General features: G+C 33.4%; 14 protein-coding genes. 12 read left to right on the top strand and 2 right to left on the bottom strand.

All coding sequences use genetic code 11. The features are described from left to right. Window positions 1-171: 171 nt before the first annotated feature. From ACIDC4_RS11405 to ACIDC4_RS11395, 3 genes are all read left to right on the top strand, one after another. A complete protein-coding gene (locus ACIDC4_RS11405; protein WP_055093260.1) occupies window positions 172-1,179 on the top strand; it encodes a 3-oxoacyl-ACP synthase III family protein in 1,008 nt (335 codons plus the stop codon). A 516-nt stretch (window positions 1,180-1,695) separates the two neighbouring features. Further along, window positions 1,696-2,019: a GIY-YIG nuclease family protein gene (locus tag ACIDC4_RS11400; protein WP_412045324.1), complete on the top strand. Its 324-nt coding sequence runs from the start codon at window positions 1,696-1,698 to the stop codon at window positions 2,017-2,019. 292 nt (window positions 2,020-2,311) lie between these two features. After that, window positions 2,312-2,983: a copper homeostasis protein CutC gene (locus ACIDC4_RS11395; RefSeq protein WP_412045325.1), complete on the top strand. Its 672-nt coding sequence runs from the start codon at window positions 2,312-2,314 to the stop codon at window positions 2,981-2,983. A 91-nt stretch (window positions 2,984-3,074) separates the two neighbouring features. Here ACIDC4_RS11395 and ACIDC4_RS11390 read toward each other — a convergent pair whose 3' ends face one another. Beyond that, the gene (locus ACIDC4_RS11390; RefSeq protein ID WP_412045326.1) at window positions 3,075-5,489 is read right to left on the bottom strand and encodes a TonB-dependent receptor; all 2,415 of its coding nucleotides are present in this window, start codon (window positions 5,487-5,489) and stop codon (window positions 3,075-3,077) included. A 325-nt stretch (window positions 5,490-5,814) separates the two neighbouring features. Here ACIDC4_RS11390 and argS point away from each other — a divergent pair, with 325 nt between their 5' ends. The 3 genes from argS (at window position 5,815) to ACIDC4_RS11375 (ending at window position 12,810) form a co-directional block, all read left to right on the top strand. Next, a complete protein-coding gene (gene argS, locus ACIDC4_RS11385; RefSeq protein ID WP_412045327.1) occupies window positions 5,815-7,593 on the top strand; it encodes an arginine--tRNA ligase in 1,779 nt (592 codons plus the stop codon). Window positions 7,594-8,174: 581 nt separating this feature from the next. Then, the gene (locus ACIDC4_RS11380) at window positions 8,175-11,363 is read left to right on the top strand and encodes a SusC/RagA family TonB-linked outer membrane protein (RefSeq protein WP_412045328.1); all 3,189 of its coding nucleotides are present in this window, start codon (window positions 8,175-8,177) and stop codon (window positions 11,361-11,363) included. A gap of 4 nt (window positions 11,364-11,367) precedes the next feature. Next, window positions 11,368-12,810, top strand: coding sequence for a RagB/SusD family nutrient uptake outer membrane protein (locus ACIDC4_RS11375; protein ID WP_412045329.1), 1,443 nt, complete (start codon window positions 11,368-11,370; stop codon window positions 12,808-12,810). A 65-nt stretch (window positions 12,811-12,875) separates the two neighbouring features. On the opposite strand, the gene ACIDC4_RS11370 is transcribed toward ACIDC4_RS11375, so the two are convergent. Next, complete coding sequence (locus ACIDC4_RS11370) at window positions 12,876-13,778, bottom strand: DUF6607 family protein (protein WP_412045330.1); 903 nt, start codon at window positions 13,776-13,778, stop codon at window positions 12,876-12,878. A 105-nt stretch (window positions 13,779-13,883) separates the two neighbouring features. Between ACIDC4_RS11370 and ACIDC4_RS11365 the strand changes: the two genes are divergently transcribed. The 6 genes from ACIDC4_RS11365 (at window position 13,884) to ffh (ending at window position 23,952) form a co-directional block, all read left to right on the top strand. Then, the gene (locus ACIDC4_RS11365) at window positions 13,884-16,043 is read left to right on the top strand and encodes a TonB-dependent receptor plug domain-containing protein (protein WP_412045331.1); all 2,160 of its coding nucleotides are present in this window, start codon (window positions 13,884-13,886) and stop codon (window positions 16,041-16,043) included. 12 nt (window positions 16,044-16,055) lie between these two features. Further along, window positions 16,056-17,471, top strand: a complete 1,416-nt coding sequence (locus ACIDC4_RS11360; protein ID WP_412045332.1) for an HmuY family protein — start codon at window positions 16,056-16,058, stop codon at window positions 17,469-17,471. A gap of 287 nt (window positions 17,472-17,758) precedes the next feature. Further along, window positions 17,759-19,243 carry an SGNH/GDSL hydrolase family protein gene (locus ACIDC4_RS11355; protein WP_412045333.1) on the top strand — a complete coding sequence of 495 codons (1,485 nt, stop codon included), beginning with the start codon at window positions 17,759-17,761 and terminating at the stop codon, window positions 19,241-19,243. Window positions 19,244-19,289: 46 nt separating this feature from the next. Next, window positions 19,290-20,657 carry a LysM peptidoglycan-binding domain-containing protein gene (locus tag ACIDC4_RS11350; RefSeq protein ID WP_412045334.1) on the top strand — a complete coding sequence of 456 codons (1,368 nt, stop codon included), beginning with the start codon at window positions 19,290-19,292 and terminating at the stop codon, window positions 20,655-20,657. Window position 20,658: 1 nt separating this feature from the next. Continuing rightward, window positions 20,659-22,344: an MBOAT family O-acyltransferase gene (locus ACIDC4_RS11345; RefSeq protein WP_230032920.1), complete on the top strand. Its 1,686-nt coding sequence runs from the start codon at window positions 20,659-20,661 to the stop codon at window positions 22,342-22,344. 255 nt (window positions 22,345-22,599) lie between these two features. Next, window positions 22,600-23,952 carry a signal recognition particle protein gene (ffh, locus tag ACIDC4_RS11340; protein ID WP_412045335.1) on the top strand — a complete coding sequence of 451 codons (1,353 nt, stop codon included), beginning with the start codon at window positions 22,600-22,602 and terminating at the stop codon, window positions 23,950-23,952. Window positions 23,953-24,015: the final 63 nt, after the last annotated feature.

Here is a 24,015-nt window from a genome sequence, read left to right as displayed (position 1 = left end):
TTTCAGTGTTTTGGTATGAAAGCTGTTTTTTCGTGATGTAAATAGCTTCAATGGAGCTTATAATTGAAGTATATTAAATTGTCAATTACGAAAAAAACACTAATTTGTACGCTAATGATTTAAAGTATACTTAAATTTGCAATCAAATTTTTTAATAAATAATAAAACAATATGTATCACTCAAAAATAGCGGGCTTAGGATATTATGTTCCTTCAAATGTTGTGACCAACGATGATTTGTCTAAGATTATTGATACCAATGATGAGTGGATTCAGGAGCGTACTGGAATTCAGGAACGAAGACATATTATTCGTGGAGAAGATACCACTACTACAATGGGGGTAAAAGCAGCTAAAATTGCTATAGAACGTTCTGGCGTAGCCAAAGAAGATATTGATTTTGTAGTTTTTGCTACATTAAGTCCGGATTACTATTTTCCAGGGCCTGGAGTTTTGGTACAACGCGATTTAGGATTACGTACCGTAGGAGCATTAGATGTTAGAAATCAATGTTCTGGTTTTGTGTATGCTATTTCTGTTGCAGATCAATATATTAAAACCGGAATGTATAAAAATATTTTGGTAATTGGTTCTGAGGTACATTCTACAGGATTAGATATGACAACCCGCGGACGTGGAGTTTCGGTAATTTTTGGAGATGGGGCTGGAGCAGCGGTTTTAAGCCGTGAAGAAGATTTGACAAAAGGAATTTTATCTACTCACTTGCATTCAGAAGGTCAGCATGCAGAGGAATTAGCTTTGCAGGCACCCGGAATGGGAGCGCGTTGGGTAACTGATATTTTAGCAGATAATGACCCAAATGACGAAAGTTATTATCCGTACATGAACGGACAATTTGTATTTAAAAATGCAGTAGTTCGTTTTGCAGAGGTAATCAATGAAGGTTTAGAAGCAAACGGTTTACAAGTTTCTGATATTGACATGTTGATTCCGCATCAGGCGAATTTGAGAATTTCACAATTCATTCAAAATAAATTCAAATTGACGGATGATCAGGTTCATAATAACATCCAAAAATACGGTAATACTACCGCAGCCTCAATTCCGATTGCTTTGACAGAAGCTTGGGAACAAGGAAAAATCAAATCAGGAGATACAGTTGTTTTAGCGGCTTTTGGTAGTGGTTTCACCTGGGCAAGCGCTATTATCAAATGGTAAATTAATTCATCTTGCATTATATTTTAAAACCTGCTCTTTTTTGGAGCAGGTTTTTTTTGTACACAATTGTCAGTCTGAGCGAAGTCGAAGACCCTCGTTCTAATTGGGAGCGCCCTTCGACTTCGCTCAGGGTGACACTTGATCAGCAAAGAGATTTTGATGAATGACGATTGTCAGTCTGAGCGAAGTCGAAGACCCGTTGCTATTGGGAGTACCCTTCGACTTCGCTCAGGGTGACACTTGATTAGCAAATAGATTTTGATGAATGACGATTGTCAGTCTCAGCGAAGTCGAAGACCCGTTGCTATTGGAAGTGCCCTTTGACTTCGCTCAGGGTGACACTTGATTAGCAAAGAGATTTTGATGAATGACGATTGTCAGGCTGAGCGGAGTCGAAGCCCGCTTTCCAATGAGAGGGTCCTTCTACTTTGCTCAGGGTGACATTTGAATATAAAGAATGTTTTATTTTGAAATGATTTTCTTACTTTTATATGTTTTGGAACTAAATTAGCTAAGATGAAAAGATATTATGTTTATATATTAAAATGTTCTGATAATAGTTATTACACAGGAGTTACGAATGATGTAGAGAGGAGATTAAATGAACATAACTTTGGTTTAAATAAAGAAAGTTACACTTATAATAAAAGGCCTCTTGAATTAGTTTTTTGCACTGAATTTAATGATATTAATCAAGCTATTGCATTTGAAAAGCAAGTAAAAGGATGGAGTAGAAAAAAGAAAGAGGCTATTATAAATGATAAATGGGAAGACTTAAAAAATCTTTCAGAATGTTTAAATACAACTACGCATAAACATTATAATAAAAAAGAGATTTAGTATTAAGCGAGCCTTCGACTTCGCTCAGGATGACAAATGTACTAGCCAGTTATTTTGTAATCTGTTATCAGGTTGGACTTACTAGAAGCTTACATTTCAATTGGATAACATTCAACTCGCGCAGGATCATAATTAACTAAAAAGGAAATTTTGTAAATAGTGATTGTCAGGCTGAGCGAAGTTGAAGCCTTCTTACAATTACCAAGCTTTCTCTTTTGAGTATGAAATTCTGATTTTTAATTAATATTTTTGTTAAGTCAGAAATGATAAAAAAACATCTTTTTTAATCAAAATGAAAAAAAATCAACTGGAAATAGCGTGTTTCAATTACCAATCGGCATTAATTGCAGAGGAAAGTGGTGCAGACAGAATTGAATTGTGTGAAAATATGCAACTTGGCGGAACAACGCCCAATGCTGTTTTGGCGGTAAGAGTTCGAGAAAAATTATCGATTAAAATGCATGTTATTATAAGACCTCGAGGAGGAGATTTTGTATATACTGACGAAGAATTTGTAGAAATGAAGCAGGATATAAAACACCTGAAAAAATTAGGTGTTGACGGCTTTGTTTTTGGAATTTTAAATCCTGACGGAAGCGTTGATAAAAAGCAAAATAAGGAATTAGTCAATTTGGCGAGTCCGCTTTCCTGTACTTTTCATCGTGCTTTTGATTGTGTTAATTCAATAGAACAGGCTCTCGAAGATGTTATTGATTGTGGTTTTCAAACTATCTTAACATCGGGACGTGGAAAAAATGTCGAAGAAGGAATCGATGATTTAGAAATGATTCAGAAACTTGCCCAAGACCGAATCGAGATTATGCCCGGAGGAGGTTTGCGATCTTCGAATATTAAATTGATACAGGAAAAATTAGAACCTACTTTTTTCCATTCATCAGCGATTACAGATAATTCTGAAACGGCAAATCCCGAAGAGATAAAAGAATTGCGAAATTTTTTATAAGCAATGCATAAAATAAGAAAAGCCTGAAGTTGGCAAACTCCAGGCTTTTCTTTTCTACAAGAACTATTAAAATCTACTAGTAAAAGTGGGATTAAAACATTCCGCCACCACCTTTATTAGTGTTGTCTTCTCTTTGTTTACGCTCAAGATTTTTGATTTTTGCTCCACCAAAGTTATAGGTTAATCCTAAATAAACGGTTTGGCTTTCCCATGTAAACTGTCCTGCCTGAGGATAAGGATACATTGTATCAAAAGCATATTTCATAGTATTGAATACGTCATTAAAACGTAAACTAATGTTCATCTTGCTGTCTAACAATGTATAACGCGAACCTATGTCCATTTTGTACATTTCATGGTTATTATTTTGCAGTCCATCAACAGCGCCTCTGTAAAATCCGAATAATAAAAAGCTTAAACGCTTGTTTACTTTAAAGTTTGAGTTCATACGACCGTTAAATGCTGCAACGGTAACTTTTCTTTCAATAGGGTTGCTAATTTTTGTTGCCGGATCATATAAAAACACAACTCCCTGCTGATTGATACTTGAGAAATCAATAGATGGAGAGATGTCCCACCATTTTGTAATTTTATAATTGAAAGAAACTTCGAAACCGTAAGAAGTATTATGATCATAATTGGTAAAAGTCATGATCTGTTTGTTACCACTTGGATCTGTATCGTCCGGATATAAAATTCTACTAATTTGGTCATTGATACTTCTGTAAAATACACCTGTCGTAAAACTTCCTTTTTCGAAAGTTTTAGTATAATTTACTTCTACTGAGTTTGTAAATTGAGGTCTCAATTCAGGATTTCCTAATGAAGTTACTAACGGAGTAGAAAATTCACGAATAGGTTTTGTCTGCTCTAAACTCGGGCGGTCTACACGACGGCTATAGCTAAATTGAAAAGTATTTTTCTCATTCAAATTATAAGTGAAATAAGCCGATGGATATAAAGTGATATAATCATCATCAAATTTTTCAAGACCGTGATTTAAATTAGCGGCTACTTTATAGCTTTCGAAACGAGCTCCTAACTGGTAACTGAATTTTTTAAATTTCTGTCCAAAAGTTACATAAGCGGAGTAAATATCCGTGTCGTAAGTATAATTAGAAACCGGAATTTCGGCTAATGGGTTTCCTGTAGTATAATCGTTATCCGTTTTAGTAATTCTGGCTTCGGCACCTGCTTCAAGAGTCGTTTTCTCGTTTAGCGGATTTACGTAATCAACATTCAAAGTGCTTAATTTACGGGTACCTCTGATATAGTCATCATAAATTACGCTATTTTTAGTATTGTCAATTTTTGTTGACTGAGTATCAAAAGAAGCATATTGAGTTTCTTTATTATCGCTGTAGTTTCCTTCAACATCCAAAGTATGACCTTCTTTTTTAAAGATATGTTTGTATGCTAAATTGTAAGTTCCTACCTGATCCGGACCTGTGTATTTAGATTTTTGAAAAACATTTAGTAAATCAGAATCAGTTACATTATTGTAATCAATGTTGGTATCTACAAAACCTTTTCCGTTAGATTTATTTTGATTGGTATAAAATGATAAAGTATTGTGATCATCAATTAAATAATCCATTCCAATTTTATACAAGTAAGAATCGTTGTCGTTTTTAATGTCTAAATTTTGAGTAATATCCTGATCTAATCTGTTGATATGTCCTTCATTAAAATAAGTTCCAAAATTCTGACCTACGTTACCAAAGAAATTTACTTTTCCTGTTTTATAATTCAGGTTCAAAGACTGGTTGTATTTTGCTGTTTCACCAAAAGTGATTCCGCCACTGTAACTTCCGTTAAAACCAGTGTTGGCATTTTTATGCAAAACGATATTAATAATTCCCGACATTCCTTCAGGATTGTACTTCGCACTTGGATTGGTGATTAATTCAATTTTTTTGATCGAAGTTGATGGAATTTGTTTTAATAATTGGGCAGGATCAATATTTGATGGTCTACCGTCAATTAATACACGAACATTATCGTTTCCACGAAGTGAAAGTTTTCCGTCCTGATCTACATTTACAGATGGAATATTGTTCATAATGTCAGATGCAGAAGCTCCGGCAGTTGTCAAATCCTTTCCAACAGTAATTACTTTTCTATCAATTTTTTGTTCTATTGTAGAACGATCGCTTACAATATTTACACCTTTAAGCTGAGTTGCTTCTTCCTCAAGAGCAGCATTAATTGTAGCTGATTTTTTATTGTCGCTCAAAATTACTGAACCAACGTATTTTCTAAATCCAATGTATTGAATCTCGATAGTATAACTTTTTAAAGCCAAGTTTTTAATCGAAAAGCTTCCATTATCATCTGTATTTACTCCCGTAACTACTTTTCCGTTGTCTTTGATAGAGACTGTGGCATAAGAAATAGGCGCATTATTCGATTTTTCGGTAATTTTCCCGGACACTGTTCCCGTGTTTTGGGCCTGTGTTGTTGCAATTACCCCCAGTAATGCAAACAGAAAGAATTTTAGTTTCATAATGATGTAATGATTATTTTGATTTGATTGATGATGATGATTTGTTTTTTTGTTTTTGTTTATTTTTTTTGCTTCAAATGAATTCAAAGTCCCTATTAAGACTCTTTTATCATCGATATGTTACAGAAAAAAATAAAAAATATTTTGTTTTTTTTAAGATGGCCTGTTTTTAAATAGATTAGCATTTTAATTTTTTGATAATTTTAACAATCAGAATAAAGGGCTTTTTAAGAAATTCAAATTGTTTTGTTCTATTTTATATGTTTTTCATTTTCTGTAATTGATGAATAAGCAGTATCTTTGCTCACTTTAAAAATAAGTTTACATGTCATTATCACAAATTCTTACTCCTTCTATACAAAAAGCTATACAAGCATTATTTGATGTTACTGTTGATAAAATTGAATTTCAAACTACCAGAAAAGAGTTTGAGGGCGATATTACAATGGTAATTTTTCCTTTACTAAAAGTAATCAAAAGCAATCCTGTAGAATTAGGAAATAAAATAGGGAATTATTTAGTCGAAAATCTTCCTGAAGTATCACGTTTTAACGTTGTTTCGGGCTTTTTGAATATTGTAATTGCCGATAGTTATTATTTGAATTTCTTTAATGAAATAAGAGACAACCAAAAGTTTGGATATGTAACTCCAAATCCGGAGGACAAAGCCATTATGGTCGAATATTCTTCGCCAAATACCAATAAACCTTTGCATTTAGGTCACGTTCGTAACAATTTGTTAGGATATTCTGTAGCCGAAATTATAAAAGCTTCGGGTAAAAAAGTGTACAAAACGCAAATCATCAACGATCGTGGAATTCATATCTGCAAATCGATGTTGGCCTGGCAGAAATTCGGAAATGGTGAAACTCCTGAAAGTTCAAGCTTAAAAGGGGATAAATTAGTTGGTAAATATTATGTAGAGTTTGATAAAGCTTATAAAGGCGAAATCAATCAATTAATAGAAACCGGTAAAACCGAAGACGAAGCAAAAAAACAAGCTCCAATTATTATTGAAGCTCAGGAAATGCTTAAAAAATGGGAATCTGGAGACGAAGAAGTTATTTCACTTTGGAAAATGATGAACCAATGGGTTTATGACGGTTTTGCTACAACTTACACCAATCTTGGAGTTAATTTTGATAAATATTATTATGAAAGTAATACCTATTTATTAGGAAAAGATGTTGTTCAGATAGGCCTTGATAGTGGTGTTTTCGAAAAAGATCCTGACGGTTCTGTTTGGATTGATTTGACAGATGAAGGCTTGGATCGTAAAATTGTATTGCGTTCTGACGGAACTGCTGTTTATATGACGCAGGATATTGGTACAGCAATTCAGCGTGTAAAAGATATGCCGGATGTTGGCGGAATGGTTTATACCGTTGGTAACGAACAGGATTACCACTTTAAAGTATTATTTCTTATCCTGAAAAAATTAGGTTTTGACTGGGCTTCAAGCCTGTATCACTTATCATATGGAATGGTAGATTTACCTTCCGGAAAAATGAAAAGCCGTGAAGGAACTGTGGTAGATGCAGATGATTTAATGCAGGATATGACCGATACCGCGCAACAAATTTCAGAAGACTTAGGGAAATTAGACAGTTATTCGGCTGAGGAAAAAGCGAAATTGTACAAAACAATTGGTCTTGGTGCTTTAAAATATTACATATTAAAGGTTGATCCTAAAAAACGTATTTTGTTTAATCCAGAAGAATCTGTTGATTTTGCAGGAAATACAGGACCATTTATTCAATATACATATGCCAGAATTCAATCGATAATCCGTAAAGCCGATTTTGATTTTTCTGCTGCAACAAATACCGCAGAATTACACGAAAAGGAAAAAGAATTGGTAAAACAAATCGAACTTTTCCCCGAAGTAATTCAAAATGCAGCTCAAAATCACAGTCCGGCTTTAATTGCAAATTATACTTATGATTTGGTAAAAGAGTACAATTCATTTTATCAGTCAGTTCATATCTTAGGAGAAGTAGATTTGACTAAAAAGATATTCAGAGTGCAGCTTTCGCAGAAAGTAGCCGAAGTTATAAAATCAGCGTTTACATTATTAGGAATTGAAGTTCCGGAAAGAATGTAAATTTCTTAAATACTTAAAGTTTAAAAAGCCAATAGTTGCAAAACTATTGGCTTTTATTGTTACTAATAAAACGTATTGTTCCTTTTTGAAAGATTATTCTGTAATATTTTTGCAGAAATAAAATCTTTCAAGGTTTAATAAACTTGAAAAGATAACGCTCTAAATTTTTATTGAAAGATGTTCGCATACGTGAATATCTTAAAAATATTTCCTAATATTTATTTTATCTATTTTGAATTAGTACCCTATTTAGTGAAAATAATAAAGGATCACCGTCTGAAATTGATTTTTTAGACGGTTTTTTTATGTCTCTAATTAAAGTTTTATAGATATTGATAGATCTCAAATATCGAGACCAAAATCAAAACTCTTCGTTTTTTGTAAGATTTTGATTTTTTCTAATAATTCTTACAATTTGTTGCTTTTTTCCTGTTAAGCAATGTAAAATCAATTATTTAATAGCATGTAATTTTGTTAAAAGTAGTAAATGGATTACTTTTAATTGTGTTAAAAGAATTAAAAATCTTGTTAAAGTTGTATTAATTTGATAAGTTGCGCCAAAATAATTCAAAATTTATACAATGAAACAAAAAATTAAAGGGTTGTTACTACTGATTGTTGTACTGAGTTCTCAGTTGTTTTTTGCACAAGAGCGAGTTATTTCGGGAACTGTGTCAGATGCGTCTGGACCGGTACCTGGGATAAATGTTATCGTCAAAGGAACGAAGAATGGTGTACAGACAGATTTTGATGGTAAATATTCAATCAAAGCAAAAACCGGAGATGTTCTTTTATTTTCCTATGTAGGTATGCAGGATGTAAATATTACTGTTGGCGCTTCCTCAGTAGTAAATGCAAAGATGAAGGAAGTTGGAAAAGAGTTAGATGAAGTTGTTGTTGTAGCTTTTGGTACTCAGAAGAAACAGGAGATTACTGGAGCTGTTGCAAAGGTAGATTCAAAAATGTTAGAAAACTCACAATCTTCTAATGCCGTTCAATCACTAACAGGTAAAGTTGCGGGAGTTCAAATTAGTGCAAATTCAGGTCAGCCTGGAGAAGCTCCTCAAGTAAGATTTAGAGGTATTGGCTCTATTTCATCTTCAAATGCTCCGTTGTATGTTATAGATGGCATTCCTTATAATGGAGATATAAATGCCATAGCAACCCAAGATATTGAATCAATAAGTTTTTTGAAAGACGCATCTTCTAATGCATTATATGGTAGTAGGGGAGCAAATGGAGTAATCATTGTTACCACCAAAAAAGGAAAAAAAGGACAATTAAAGATTACCTATGAAACTAAAATTGGTGTCAATTCAAGAGCAGTGCCAGAATATGATATAATTACCGACCCTGGTGATTACTATAAAGCTGTTTATAATAGAATTAAAAATGGTTTGATTTATACAGGTCAAACACCTGAAAATGCTGGAAACACTGCTGCGCAGAATTTAATTAATGGAAAAACTTATTCTTTAGGATATAACAATTATAATGTGCCTAATAATCAGGTTATAAATCCGTTAACGGGAGAAATAAATGCTGATGCTAAATTGTTATATCATGATGATTGGTCAAAAGCGTTATTTAGAGATGCTATAAGGCAAGAACATTATTTAAGTTTGTCAAGTAGTACAGACAATTTAAGTTCATATTTATCAATGGGGTATTTATCAGATGATGGTTATACAATCAATTCTAACTTTGAACGTGTAACTCTTAGAGCAAATGTAGACTACACAGTTTCGAATAAAATCAAACTTGGTGCAAATGTAAATTATGCTCATTCGAACAAAAATGCGCCTATTTCTCAAGTATCATCATCTACTTATAGTAATTTGTTTAATTGGGCCAGAAGTATAGCTCCAATTTATCCAATTTGGCAACGTGATGATAATGGTGCTATAATTACTAATGGAGACGGAAGTCGATCTTATGATTTTAATCAGTCAGGAGAACGTCAATATGGTTCAAATCTTAATCCTTACGCAACAACATTATTAAATACAAATTTAAGCGAAGAGAATAAATTTGGTGCCAGAGGATATGTTTCGATCGATTTTCTTAAAGATTTTAATTTTAGATACAATATAGGATATGATCTTTTGTCAGGATATTATTTAAATACAGCTACTGGACTTGGTGGAGATGCTGTAGGGGCGAAGGGTAGAATTGGTACAGCTACAAAAAATGAATATACCTTAACCAATCAACAACTGTTATCATGGAAAAAAACATTCGGAAGTCATTCTTTTGATGTTCTTGTGGGACATGAATCATCCGACTTTATTTCGAAAATGTTAGCTGGCCAAAAAAGTAATATTGTAATTCCTGATTTAACAGAATTGAGTAATGCAACCAGATATGGTTATGTGGATGGATATAATGATTTATATAAAGTTGAGGGTTACTTCTCGAGATTAAATTATAATTATAAAAACAAGTATTTTTTAAATGGTAGTTTTAGAAGAGATGGTTCTTCTGTCTTTTCGCCAGAAAACAGATGGGGTAATTTTTACGGTTTGGGAGGAGCATGGTCTGTGATGAAAGAGTCATTTTTTCCTAAAACAAAGTGGATTACTGATTTAAGAATAAAAGGAAGTTATGGAGAGCAAGGAAATGATAATATATATTATCCTTCAAGTTCACAGATTAATCATCGTAGCTTTTTTGATAGTGAAAGAAATTATTATGCCTACAAAACACAATACGAAATATTACCAAACTCAGAGGAAGAAGCAAGTGCTTTGAATGTTTTTGAAGCTGAAAGAAATATCAAGTGGGAAAAATCTAAAAATTTAAACATTGGATTTGATATTGTATTATTTGATCGAATTTCTTTAGAAGCAGAATATTTTGAAAGAAATGTAAGTGATTTGATTTATAATTTTCCTATTGCTTTGTCGACTGGAACTTCATTTGTCTCCAAAAACATCGGAGATATGGGAAATAAAGGTGTAGAGGTTAATTTAGGAATTGATATAGTTAAATCAGAAAATTTTGATTTTAATATTTGGGGTAATGCAACACATTACAAAAATAAAGTAACATCATTGCCTATAGCTTTTACAAATGACATTTATAGATTTGAAGTTGGAGCTCCTGCTTACTCTTATTTTCTAAGAGAATATGCTGGCATTGATAAAACTAATGGAGATGCTTTATGGTATATGGATGTAAAAGATGCGGAAGGAAATGTAACTGGTAAAGCAATAACCAATGTTTATGGAAATGCAACTCAATACTTGAGTAGTAAAAGTGCAAATCCTGATGTGTATGGTGGTTTCGGAACCCTTGTGAGATTTAAAGATATTACATTTCAGGCTAGTTTTGCTTATCAGTTTGGAGGATATATGTATGATGGAGTTTATCAAAAAGAAATGTATTCAGGATCGGATAATATTGGACAAAATTATCATAAAGATGTAACTAAAGCTTGGTCTATTGATAATCCAAATTCAGATATTCCAAGAATCGACCATATTTCGACTTATCAAATGGGAACTTCGGATTATTTCCTTACAAAGTCTGATTATATAAGTCTTCAGGATGTTTCGATATCATATGATTTCAAAAACAGTAAACTTGCAGATTTAGGAATTCAATCGACGAAATTTACTTTAATGGGGTCAAATTTGGCATTGTGGTCAGAAAGAAAAGGTCTGGATCCGAGATTAAGTAATTTAGGATCAAGGACAAATAATGGTCAGTCTTTAAATGTATATGGTGTAATGAAATCTATATCATTTGGTTTAACAGTAAATTTTTAAGAACATGAAAAAAATAGTAATATTAGCATTTGCCTCATTGATTTTTATCAGCTGTGACAAAGATTTTTTGGATACAGAACCTCAATCAACAATTGATACTGAGCAACTGGCTAAATCTGCATCATCAAATCAGGCACTTATAAATGGAATTTATACAGCATTGCGATCTTATGGATTAGCAATTGGTGGTAATCATGAAGATTATGGACATAAGTCAGTGCTTTCTGCAATGGATATGATGTCGAATGATATGTTGATGACAAAATCAAGTTGGTATGGTTCTTTCTATAATTATTTGGGCAGACAACAAACTAGTGTTAGGTCAAGACTAGTTTGGAATACTTATTACCCTCAGATAAAATCTGCAAATCTTGTATTGAGCGTAATTCCTTCTAATACAACTGATGAGAGTTTAAAAGCAGTTAGAGGGCAAGCTTTAGCCCTAAGAGGGTATTTTTATTTTATGTTAGCTCGTACATACGGACCTACTTATATAGGTAATGAAACTAAATTATGTGTACCTATTTACACTGAATTAACATTAGTTGGGAAAGCAAGATCTACTTCGGAAGAAGTATATACATTGATAGAAAATGATTTAAAAGAGTCTATCGAATTATTAAAAGAATTTGAACGTAAAAATCATGATGCAGTTGATCAAACTGTAGCTGAAGCATTTTTGGCTGATGTTTATTTAGAAATGGGTAAATATTCAGAGGCAGCTGCTCTTGCACATTCAGCTAGAGAATCTTATGAATTGCTTAATGAAAAAGAGTGGATGAATGGTTTCTATGACATTAAGTCTAAAGAAACTATGTGGGGAGCTACTATAACAGCAGCAACTAGCACATTTGTTGCGAGTTTCTTTGCTCACTTTGACAATACAAATGAAGATGGTTATGCAGGAGGTATGGGATTATATAAAAATATAGATAAAAATTTGTATAATAGTATTTCTGATAGTGATTTTAGAAAGAAAGCATTTGTTGCACCAGGAGGAAGCAAAACATATCCTGGATTACCTGAATATGCTAACATAAAATTTAGGGATCCTACAGTTACAGCAGGTCATTATATTTACTTAAGATCTTCTGAAATGTATTACATAGAAGCTGAAGCTCTTGCTAGATCTGGAGACGAGGCAAATGCAAAGAAAGTATTGTATGAAATAACTGTAACTAGAGATCCTGCTTATGTTTTATCTACTAATTCCGGAAGCAATTTAATTAATGAAATTATTCTTCAAAAGAGAATTGAATTGTGGGGTGAAGGTTGTGCTTGGTATGATATGAAGCGTCTGGGAGTTCCTCTTGTAAGAGATTATTCAGGTACAAATCATCCAGAGTTTGGTAGATTTAATATTCCCGTAGGAGATAATAGATTCATTTTTCAAATGCCACAAGCGGAGATGGATGCAAATCCTTTAATGGTTCAAAACCCATTATAAATTAATTACAAAAAAAGCCGATAGTCCTAAAACTATCGGCTTTTTTATAACTAACACAAATATTTTTATTTTACAAATTTGTCGATAATAGCATCTGATTCTGCTTTTGTAGCAGTTGGTTTTAAATCGAACAAAAGAGAGTAAAGAGCTTTTCTGTCTACTTTAGCTTGCAGGTTTAAGTCTTTATGTCTGTCAAAAAGCGTTTGCCATTTGTCACGAACATTTTTCCAAAGAGCATTATTTTCCTTCCACCATTTTTGTCCTGCAATACATTTAATATCTGCTACTTTAGTGTAAACATCCATACCTTTTTCTTGCGCTAACAAAACATCTTTTCCGCTGTCATCACGAATCAATTTATCATTGTCTTGTTCATGGTTCCAACCTGTAGCAGTAATTTCGTGAATGTTTCTTCTTTTTAAAACATTATAGTCATTACGTTTTGTTTGCTCTCTTCTAGGTAGAGGAGCATCAGCAACGTTTGCCCAATAATCTTGTCCGTCTACGTGTACCCATGTAGATGATCCTTCATAACGCGGACTATCGTCTACCTGATATACTTTTTGAGTCCATTGACCTTTTACGGCTTTTTTGTCCAATTTTTTATATTTCCAGGAACTTCCTTTGTCGAATGAATATAAATCAGTGTTTTCATACAACCAATCTTGTCTCCAGTGTTTGATGATCATATCGTCACTTACTATAAGTAAGTGTTGCATTACAATTTTATTAGGCGTGTCTTCTAATAGCTCTACCCATTCTAAAGCAGATTCATGTTTCGTTTCTGAAGGTTTGTAAGCAAGAGAATCTTTAGGATATTGAAAAGTTTCTGTAAAATTAAACTTCACTTCGTAGCAACCGCACATAGATTTGATTGATTTAATGTCCTGTTGCTTTTTATCCTGACTGAAACCAAGGCTACAAGTCAAAGCCATAACGGCTGAAAAATAGAGGCTTTTTGAAATCATAACTTATTTTTTTGTTTTTTAAATTTTCGCAAATATATAGAATTTATTTAGAACAAATAAAAATAGTTTATATATTTGCGCCATTATTAAGACTGAATAAAAATAATGAAAATAAAATTTACCCTTTTTGCAGTTTTTCTTCTTGGACAAATTTCTTTTGCACAAGTAAAGGATACTACGGCTGTAAATAAGCTTTCTGAAGTGGTTGTTACGGGACAATTGGAACCACAATCAATTAAGAAATCTGTTTTTAATGTTCGCGTAATTACTAAAGAGAATATAAAGCAGCTGGCAGCAAATAATTTAGCTGATGTTTTAAATCAGTATCTGAATATTAGTGTGACATCAAATGGTGATGATGGACGTTCTAAGGTTTCTATGTTTGGATTAGATGCTCAGTATTTTAAAATTTTAGTCGATAATATACCATTAGTAAGTGATACAGGAATGGGAACAAATGTCGATTTAACACAAGTAAATCTTGATGATGTTGAACGTATCGAAATAATTGAAGGTTCTATGGGAGTAACTCATGGAGCAAATGCTGTAACTGGGGTCTTAAATATTATAACTAAAAAAGGAGGCGGATACAAATGGCAGATAAGCGCGACTGTTCAGGAAGAAACAGTTGGACAAGAATTTGCTTTTTTTGACAAGGGCCGTCATATAGAATCAGTTAAAATTGCTCATAATTTTAATGAAAATTGGTTTGTTAATATTGGAGCGAATCGTAATGCAATGGCTGGTTTTTATGAAAATAGACAAGGAAAAGATTACGATAAAAACGACGGACTCAGAGGATATACGCAGCTACCCAAAGAGCAATTGGTAGGAAATGCTATGCTAGGGTATCAAAAAGATGCTTTTAGAATTTTTTACAAATTTGATTATTACGGTGAAGATGTTCATTACTACAACCCACTTGTAAATATTCAGGATAATTATCCATTTGCAGATACCTATTTTTCGAGAGACAAAAGATATATTACCAATCGTTATTATCACCATTTAAATGCTAGTGGAAATCTTTTCTCGAGGTTAAAGTATAATGTTTCAGTTTCTCAGCAGAAACAAGAGCGTGATTTAGAGAATTTTGTTTATCACATAGATACAAAACAAGAGGTCGATAACAAGAGAAAGACTTATCAATCAAAAGAGGTGCTTTATTCAACGGGTACTCTGAGCAATTTCTTTGATAATAAAAATATAGATTTTCAGCTTGGTTACGAAATTACAAACGAGAAAGGTTTCTATGATTCTTCAGTTGGAGCTTTTAGAGATGATAATCAGCAGGGTGTAGATATTAGAAAGAGATTAGAGAATTATGATATTTATTCAGTTGCTGAAATAGGTGTAAGTGATAAATTTTCTATTCGCCCGGGACTTCGATTTTCATTTCAATCTGCTTTTGACAATCAATATGCAAGTTCTTTAGGTTTAAGATACCTTTTCGATAAAGAGCTGGAAGCAAGAGCTTCTTTGGGTAAATCTTATCGTACTCCAAACTTTGATGAGCTATATACTTATTTTGTCGACTCAAACCATAATATGCAGGGAAATGCGGATTTGATTCCTGAAACAAGTACTTCTTATGAAGTCAGTTTAAAAAGGGCCTGTACTTTTGATTCTGGTGCTCAAATCTCGAACAACTTAGCTGTTACGCATCTCGATGTTAATGATAGAATTGACCTGGTCACAACGCAGTTAACTCCTTTGCATTATAAATACGTTAATATCAATAGATATAAAATGTGGAATATTTCAACAGTAGAGCAATATACCTATAAAAATTGGAATATAATGTTAGGTGCCGCTGTAGTTGGAATTTCTAGAAGACTTGATTTGGCGGCTGAAAACTTAGTATCTGATGATAAATTTTTCTACTCTTTCAGATTAAATTCAAGTATCTCTTATAATATTACAAAATGGAATACTTTGTTGGCTATTTTCTATAAATACAATGGACAGCAGCAACAGTATGTTGCAGGGACAGGAAGTGATGGAAAAGCAGGTTTCTTTTTAGATGAATTGCAATCATACAGCTGGATGGATGCTTCTATTCGAAAATCATTCTTTAAAAATCAATTTGAAGTTACTGTTGGAGCCAGGAACCTGTTTGATATTACTAATTTACAATCTGTTCAGAATGGAGGTGGAGGCGATGCATCTGGAGGAGCTCATGGAGGAGGAACAAGCACTGATATGATGTTAGGATATGGCCGATCTTACTTTTTAAAACTTACGTATAACCTAAATTTTAATTAATATATAAATACCATGAAAAAGAACTTTATTTTAATATTATCTTTTGTATTACTAGCCATTGGGGCTTGTAGTAGTGATGATGAAGCAGCGCAGCCAAATGCAGTAGCTTTTGCATCTACGTCGTTAAATTTATCGGCAGAAACAACTCCGATCGAAATCAAATTTGCGTCTCCAACTGCAGCAGCTGGATCTCTAACTTTAACTTATACTGAAACTGCAGTTGCAAATGGCACAGATTACAGTACTACACCAGCAATCGCTGCAAATAAGATTGTAGTTCCTTTCGAAAAAAATGTTTCTACTGTATCTTTTGCTTTCAAGAAATTAAAGGAAGCTATCGAAGGAGAAGTTAAAAATGTAGTTTTCACTATTAGCAGTGTAACTATTAATTCTGTAATTTCTGAGAACAAATCAATTCAGGTAAACTTTAACGAGACAGCTTCTTTAGGAAATGCATTAGCTCCAGAAGTTGGAGGACCTACTCAGCCAAATCAGGTTTTTGTTGATTTAAGCAGTGGAAAAATGACTGTTGTTCCTAGAGTTTCTTGGGATTTAGGATTCTATTCTGGAACAGATTTTAGAGTTATAATAAATCATACTGTAAAAATGTCTGCTAAACAAACGGCTAGTACAAATATTGATGAAGTTCAGGCAGAAGATGCAACTATGATTTTTAATCAAGGATCTGGTAGTATAACTCAAGTAGATGATCCTGCAGGAGATATTACTAAAACTACTATTGCAGCAATCTCGGCTACTGACAGCGAAAACAAAGTTTATTTGATTAATATGGGAAGTAACCCAGCGACAACTAAACCAGAAACAGGAAATGAGGGTACTGCTAACGGATCTTCTAGAGGGTGGAAAAAAGTTAGAATATTAAGAAGTGGAAATGACTATAAAGTACAATATGCTGATATTGCTGCTACTACTCACAATGAAATTACTGTTGCTAAAAACGCAGCATATAACTTTACATTTTTAAGCTTATTAGATAATAAAACAGTTAATGTAGAGCCTCAAAAAGCACAATGGGATATCAGCTTCACAAGTTTTACTAACACAACTAATTTTGGAACAGGTTTGGTGCCTTATAATTTTGCAGACTTCGTTTTAAATAACGTTAAAGGTGGTGCAAAAACTTATCAAGTACTTACAACTGCTTTTGCATATGACGCTTTTACATTGGCAAATGTTGATAATGCTAAATTTACAGATGATCAAAGAAATATTGGTTCAAACTGGAGAGGAACAGTAGGAGGAACAGATGCAAATGGTAATCCAACTTCTTCATTTAATGCTAGAACAGATCGTTTCTATGTTGTTAAAGATCCGGCAGGAAATGTTTACAAAGTTAGATTTACAGCTGGTGTGAACGCAGCTGGCGAAAGAGGCTATCCTACATTTCAATATGCTATCTTGAAATAAAAAAAAACATCAATAAAGAAATAATCTAAGTAATAAAAGATTATTTTTTTATTGATTATCAATATATCCGAATTAAAATTTAGTTAATCATTAGCTTTGTTTTTTTATTTTTTTTTTGATAAAGAGGTTAGATAAATCTAGCCTCTTTTTTTGTTTTTATTTTAATGCTAAAAATAATTCATAAATTAATGTTTAATTCTATCTTTGCAGATACTTTTTTATAAGGAATTAACAGGAATTTTGAATAAAAAATTTAACATATCCTTTCTTCAAATTTATAATTACTAGTGAACACAAAATCTTATTTTTTTCAGTCTTTTGCAATTGTAGCATTGGCATTCATAGCTTTCATTGGATTTAAACAAATCTTACCTGATAAAATTTTTCCGGATAGTAAAGTAGATTCAAAAAATGTGCTTATCGATAGTTTGCTGTTAGAATCGGTAGCAAACGACTCTTTGGCGCTAAAAGGCGATAGTATTTCTGAAAGCGAAAAAAAGGAAGCAGGAGAAAAAATCACTTTTGATGCTTCCGAAGGAATCGAATTTCCATCTGAAACTTTTGATAATTATAAAGGATATCAGTACCTGATTTCTTTTTATGAAAAATTATATCAGCTCGAAAAGAATCCACAAGCCAAAGTTAGAATAGCGTATTATGGAGATTCTATGACAGATGGCGATTTGATCGTGCAGGATGTTCGATCGAATTATCAGGAACGTTTTGGTGGTAATGGTGTTGGTTTTGTTTCGATAACTTCAGAATCTGCAGCTTCCAGAGGATCTGTTAAATCTACTTATTCTAAAAACTGGAAAACACTATCGTATTTAAATATCAAAAATCCAATAAGTCCTTTTGGAGTAAACGGTCATGTATTTTTTGCAAATGATAAAGCAAATACCACCTGGGTTCAATACGAGGCAGGTCTTAATAAATACGCAACAACTTTAGATAATCCAACATTATATTATGGAAGATCGTCTAAAAAAGGAAATGTGAATTTTATTATCGGAAAAGACACTTTACGAAAAAGTCTTGTCCCAAACAATTTAATCAATACCTTAAAAGTAAGCTCAGGAAGTATAAAAGCATTCAAAGCTAATTTCATTCATGCCGATTCAATTCCTATTTATGGCTTTAATTTTGATAATGGGATTGGAGTTCACGTTGATAATTTCTCGCAAAGAGGAAATTCAGGCTTGCCAATTTCGATGTTCAATGCCAATGTAATGCAGGGATTCAATAATAGCTTAAAATACGATTTGGTTATTTTGCATTACGGAACCAACGTTTTAAACTACGGAACCAAGAATTATTCATGGTATCAAAAAGGAATGACAAAAGCAGTGAACAAAATAAAAGAATCTTTTCCGGGAGTTTCTATTTTGATTATTTCAACAGCTGATAAGTCTACAAAATATGATATGGAAATGAAAACAGATTCTGCCGTTGTGCCTTTAATGAAAGCTCAAAAAAGATATGCACTCGAAACCGAATCCGGATTTGTGAATCTGTATACTTTAATGGGAGGCGACGGATCTATGGTAAAATGGGTAGATGAATCTCCGGCAAAAGCCAATAAAGATTATACACACTTTAACCAGCGCGGAGCAAAAGCTATAGGTAAATTATTATACGATCAATTGAATAAAGGTTACGAGCAATATAAAGCATTGCGACAAAATAGAGAAACTGACGTTAATAAGCGGAAAGCCGTCAGGAAAACAAATACAGATTCCGTTTCTGTAAAAAATGATAGCGTAAATGACTAGATTAATGATTTTCTTTTGTTGCCTTTTTTTCGCAACAAACGATAAAATGCAAAAGCCAGATCCAATACCAATAACAAAAAACATGATTCATAAAGTCGATACAGCAGCAGTTGATTCTTTTTCAGAGGACGGAATCTATAATGCAAAAGTCTTAAAGCGTTTTTTTGAGAAATTAAAAGAAAACGAGGATCATAATAATCAAAAAATAAGTATTGTACATATTGGTGATTCTCATATTCAGAGTGATTTAATGACCAATGAAATCAGGCTTAATCTTCAGCGAAAGTTTGGTAATGCCGGCAGAGGATTGGTTTTTCCTTATCAATTGGCAAAAACAAATGGTTCTTATAACGAGCGTTTTTATTCGAACAGAGCATGGGAAAGTTATCGAAACATTCATCCTTTCAAAAATGTTCCTATTGGTTTAAGCGGGATAGCATTATGGAGAGATAATGGTGGTTTTGCAATCGAATTGCATATCAAAGAGGCAAATTTCAAGTTTAATACCATTCATGTTATTACGCCCAAAAACGAGAATATGTTTGATTTGGCAACATCGTCCCAAACCAAAACAATTCAGTCAACAGAGCGAAAAGTAATCACTCATAAAATTAAAAAAGGCGAGGCGATCTCGACAATTGCCGATAAATATAACATCTCAATTGCCGAAATTAAAAGAGAAAATCATCTGAAGTCAAATAACATTCGCGCGGGAAGAACGTTGAAGATTTTGACTAATGAAACAAAGCCTAAAAACATTACAAATTCTGAGTTTGTTTCCTTAGATCTGGAATCTGATTCTTTTTCTCATTCGTATCACTCTGATAAAGCATTAGATAAAATCTTTCTGATCCCGAATAAAAATGCCGACAAATATGCACTTAACGGGATCGTTCTGGAAAAAGATGCTCCTGGAATCATGTATAGTGGTATTGGGGTAAACGGAGCAAAATTCTCAGATTATAATAAGTATCCATTATTTTTTGAACAACTAAAAGCTTTACATCCAGATATGTTGGTTCTTTCCTTTGGAACAAATGAAAGCTACGATCACATGGAAGCTTCGGCTTATATCGAACAGATTCGTCTTTTTATTAAGAAAGTGAGAGAGCAGAATATAAATGTGCCGATAATTATTAGTACGCCAGCACCTTCTTTGCTTAAAGGAAGAAGAACTAATACTTACATATTCGATTATGCGAGAAGTATAATTCAAATGACCGAAACAGACAATGTTGCTGTTTGGGATTTATATGATGAGTTTGGTGGAATGCATGGAATCCAACAATTAAAATCTCAAGGATTAATAGGACCCGATTGGGTTCATTATTCTAAAAAAGGATACGAAAAACAGGGAGACTTGTTTACAGAGGCGTTTTTAAAAGCATACGATAATTTTAAATTAAAAAAGTAAGTTGATTACAATAGATAACATAAATAATTGGTTTGTTCAAAATTTCGGTGCAGTTACTTTAGAACAGGCTAAAAGTTGGTTTATATACAATCCCGAAGAAAAACTATTATTTAATACCGGTTTATTCTTAGGATTGTTTCTCGTGTTTTATTTTGTGTATGCTTTTTTACGCAAAACATTTTATTTGAGGTTAACATACGTTATTCTCTTCTCGCTTTTCTTTTATTATAAGTCAAGCGGAATCTACTTTTTACTCTTATTGCTTTCCTCGGTTGTAGATTATGGCTTGAGCCAAATTATCTATCGGGAAGCAAAAGACAGCAGAAAGAAAATTTATCTCGTTATAAGTGTAATCCTGAATCTAGGATTATTGGGGTATTTTAAATACATGAATTTCATGATTGTAACATTCAATGATATGTTTCATGGCAATTATAAGCTTCATGATATTTTTCTGCCTGTCGGGATTTCATTCTATACGTTTCAGTCGATGAGCTATATTATCGAGATTTATCGTGAAGAAATCAAGCCAACAAAAAACTACATCGAATATCTATTTTTCGTTTCGTTTTTCCCGCAGTTAGTTGCCGGACCAATCGTTAGGGCCAAAGATTTCTTGCCACAGATTTACCAAAAATTAAATCTGACCAAGCAAGATGTAAACAACGCTTTGTTTTTAATTATTGGTGGATTAATCAAGAAAACGGTAATTTCAAATTACATCTCGATAAACTTTGTCGACCGTGTTTTCGATACACCAATGAATTATACATCGTTCGAAAATTTAATGGCATCTTACGGATACGCTATTCAAATTTATTGCGACTTTTCAGGATATTCAGATATGGCAATCGGAATCGCTTTGTTGTTAGGATTCAAATTACCAGCCAACTTTAGAACGCCATATAAATCAACATCCATTACTGATTTCTGGAGAAGATGGCACATTTCGTTATCCACCTGGTTAAAAGATTTCTTGTATATTTCTATAGGAGGAAACAGAGAAGGAACATTCGCAGGATTTTTATTCCCAAGTTTATTTTTCTTCGGATTATTGCTTTGGGGAATGTCAAATATAAACGAGAGTTTTATTCCGTTAGGTATAGCAATTGGGGCAATCATATTATTCTCTTTGACATTTTTACTTTCAAAGAAAAAGCATCAAACATTGGTAACCAATTTCAATTTGTTTACCACAATGCTTTTAGGAGGATTATGGCATGGAGCAGGAGCGCAATTTATTGTTTGGGGAGCCTTACACGGATTAGCATTAGCAGTTCATAAAATCTTCATGGAATTTTTTCCATCCAAAAAAGAAGGAAAAGGTTCCAATTTCTTATGGACATTTTTCTCAATCGTAATTACATTTCATTTTGTAGTTTTCTGTTGGATCTTTTTCCGCGCCAGAGATTTCGAAACAGCCTTACAAGTCATCAACAATATTGGTCAGTTAACATTCGAACCGGAACATTGGCAGGCCATTATATTAGGATATAAAAATGTATTCTTATTGATGCTTTTTGGATATGTTTGGCATTTCTTACCAGAAGTGATCACATCAAAAATGAAATTTGTTTTCGATAAAACCCCATTAATAGGAAAAGCAATTATCCTTGGTTTCGTTTACTGGATAGTGTACGCAACAGCAGTTGCAGGCTCACAGCCGTTTATATATTTTCAGTTTTAAGCTGAATTAATTAATCTCACAAAGACGCAAAGTCGCAAAGTTTTTTTATATTCTTTGCGACTTTGCGTCTTTGCGAGCAAAAAAACATTGCGTTCTTTGCGTAAAACTTAGCGAACTTAGCGGTTAAAAAACACAACGCAAACCATAAACTTTGTGCCTTTGAGCCTTCGTAGCAAAAAGCAAACTTGCAGTTAAATAAAAATTGCCTGAAATACCTAATTAGATTATCTTTGCACTTCAAATAAAGAAAAAATTATGTTTGATAATTTAAGTGATAAGTTAGATAAAGCCTTCCATATATTAAAAGGGCACGGTAAAATTACAGAAGTAAACGTTGCCGAAACCTTAAAAGAAGTTCGTCGTGCCCTACTTGATGCCGATGTTAACTTTAAAATTGCTAAAGATTTTACCGCCAAAGTAAAAGAAAAAGCAATAGGTCAGGACGTTTTAACAACACTTCAGCCAGGACAATTATTGGTGAAGTTAGTAAAAGACGAACTAACCGAATTAATGGGTGGCGATGTTGCCGGAATCAATCTTTCCGGAACACCAAGCGTTATTTTGATGTCAGGACTTCAGGGTTCTGGTAAAACAACTTTCTCTGGTAAACTTGCCAACTTCTTAAAAACAAAGAAAAATAAAAAGCCACTTCTTGTAGCGTGTGATATCTACCGTCCTGCGGCGATCAACCAGTTGCATGTTGTTGGAGATCAAATAGGTGTTGAGGTTTACTCAGAGCCGGATAATAAAAATCCTGTAGAGATTGCTCAAAACGCAATTAAACATGCAAAAGCAAACGGTTTCAATGTCGTTATTGTCGATACAGCCGGACGTTTAGCAGTAGATCAGGAAATGATGGACGAAATTGCTCGTGTTCATAAAGCAATTCAGCCACAAGAAACCTTGTTTGTTGTAGATGCAATGACAGGACAAGATGCTGTAAATACGGCAAAAGCCTTCAACGATATCTTAAACTTCGACGGAGTTATCTTAACCAAATTAGATGGAGATACTCGTGGTGGAGCTGCAATTTCGATTAAATCGGTTGTCAACAAACCAATCAAATTTGTAGGTACAGGCGAAAAGATGGAAGCAATTGATGTTTTCTATCCAGATCGTATGGCCGAGCGTATCTTAGGTATGGGAGACGTTGTGTCACTTGTAGAAAGAGCGCAGGAACAATTTGACGAAGAAGAAGCCAGAAAACTTCAAAAGAAAATCGCTAAAAACGAATTTGGTTTTGATGATTTCTTAACGCAGATTCAGCAAGTAAAGAAAATGGGTAATATGAAAGACCTGGTTGGAATGATACCGGGAGCTTCAAAAGCCATGAAAGATGTAGAAATAGAAGATGATGCTTTCAAGCATATCGAAGCCATTATTCACTCGATGACACCAATCGAAAGAAGCAAGCCGGCCATAATCGACGTAAAAAGGAAAGCCAGAATCGCTAAAGGTTCCGGAACCAAAGTCGAGCAAGTAAATCAGTTAATGAAGCAATTCGACCAAATGAGCAAAATGATGAAGATGATGCAAGGTCCGGGCGGAAAAAACCTGATGAAAATGATGGGAGGCATGAAAGGAATGCCAGGCGGAATGCCAAGATAAAAAAATAAGAAAAAAGTTTCAAGTTTAAAGTTTCATGTTCGAGACTAAAACTTGAAACTTTTT

It is taken from the genome of Flavobacterium sp. C3NV, assembly GCF_046825355.2.
Classification (GTDB): Bacteria; Bacteroidota; Bacteroidia; order Flavobacteriales; family Flavobacteriaceae; genus Flavobacterium.
Note: the sequence above shows the minus strand (reverse complement) of the source record. Positions and strands in the feature narration are given on the sequence as shown.

Coding starts and splice junctions, on each gene's coding strand:
- ACIDC4_RS11365 (WP_412045331.1), top strand. CDS start 13,884: ATGAAAATAAAATTTACCCTTTTTGCAGTTTTTCTTCTTGGACAAATT.
- ACIDC4_RS11395 (WP_412045325.1), top strand. CDS start 2,312: ATGAAAAAAAATCAACTGGAAATAGCGTGTTTCAATTACCAATCGGCA.
- ACIDC4_RS11360 (WP_412045332.1), top strand. CDS start 16,056: ATGAAAAAGAACTTTATTTTAATATTATCTTTTGTATTACTAGCCATT.
- ACIDC4_RS11405 (WP_055093260.1), top strand. CDS start 172: ATGTATCACTCAAAAATAGCGGGCTTAGGATATTATGTTCCTTCAAAT.
- ACIDC4_RS11350 (WP_412045334.1), top strand. CDS start 19,290: ATGCAAAAGCCAGATCCAATACCAATAACAAAAAACATGATTCATAAA.
- ffh (WP_412045335.1), top strand. CDS start 22,600: ATGTTTGATAATTTAAGTGATAAGTTAGATAAAGCCTTCCATATATTA.
- ACIDC4_RS11390 (WP_412045326.1), bottom strand. CDS start 5,489: ATGAAACTAAAATTCTTTCTGTTTGCATTACTGGGGGTAATTGCAACA.
- ACIDC4_RS11400 (WP_412045324.1), top strand. CDS start 1,696: ATGAAAAGATATTATGTTTATATATTAAAATGTTCTGATAATAGTTAT.
- ACIDC4_RS11380 (WP_412045328.1), top strand. CDS start 8,175: ATGAAACAAAAAATTAAAGGGTTGTTACTACTGATTGTTGTACTGAGT.
- argS (WP_412045327.1), top strand. CDS start 5,815: ATGTCATTATCACAAATTCTTACTCCTTCTATACAAAAAGCTATACAA.
- ACIDC4_RS11375 (WP_412045329.1), top strand. CDS start 11,368: ATGAAAAAAATAGTAATATTAGCATTTGCCTCATTGATTTTTATCAGC.
- ACIDC4_RS11370 (WP_412045330.1), bottom strand. CDS start 13,778: ATGATTTCAAAAAGCCTCTATTTTTCAGCCGTTATGGCTTTGACTTGT.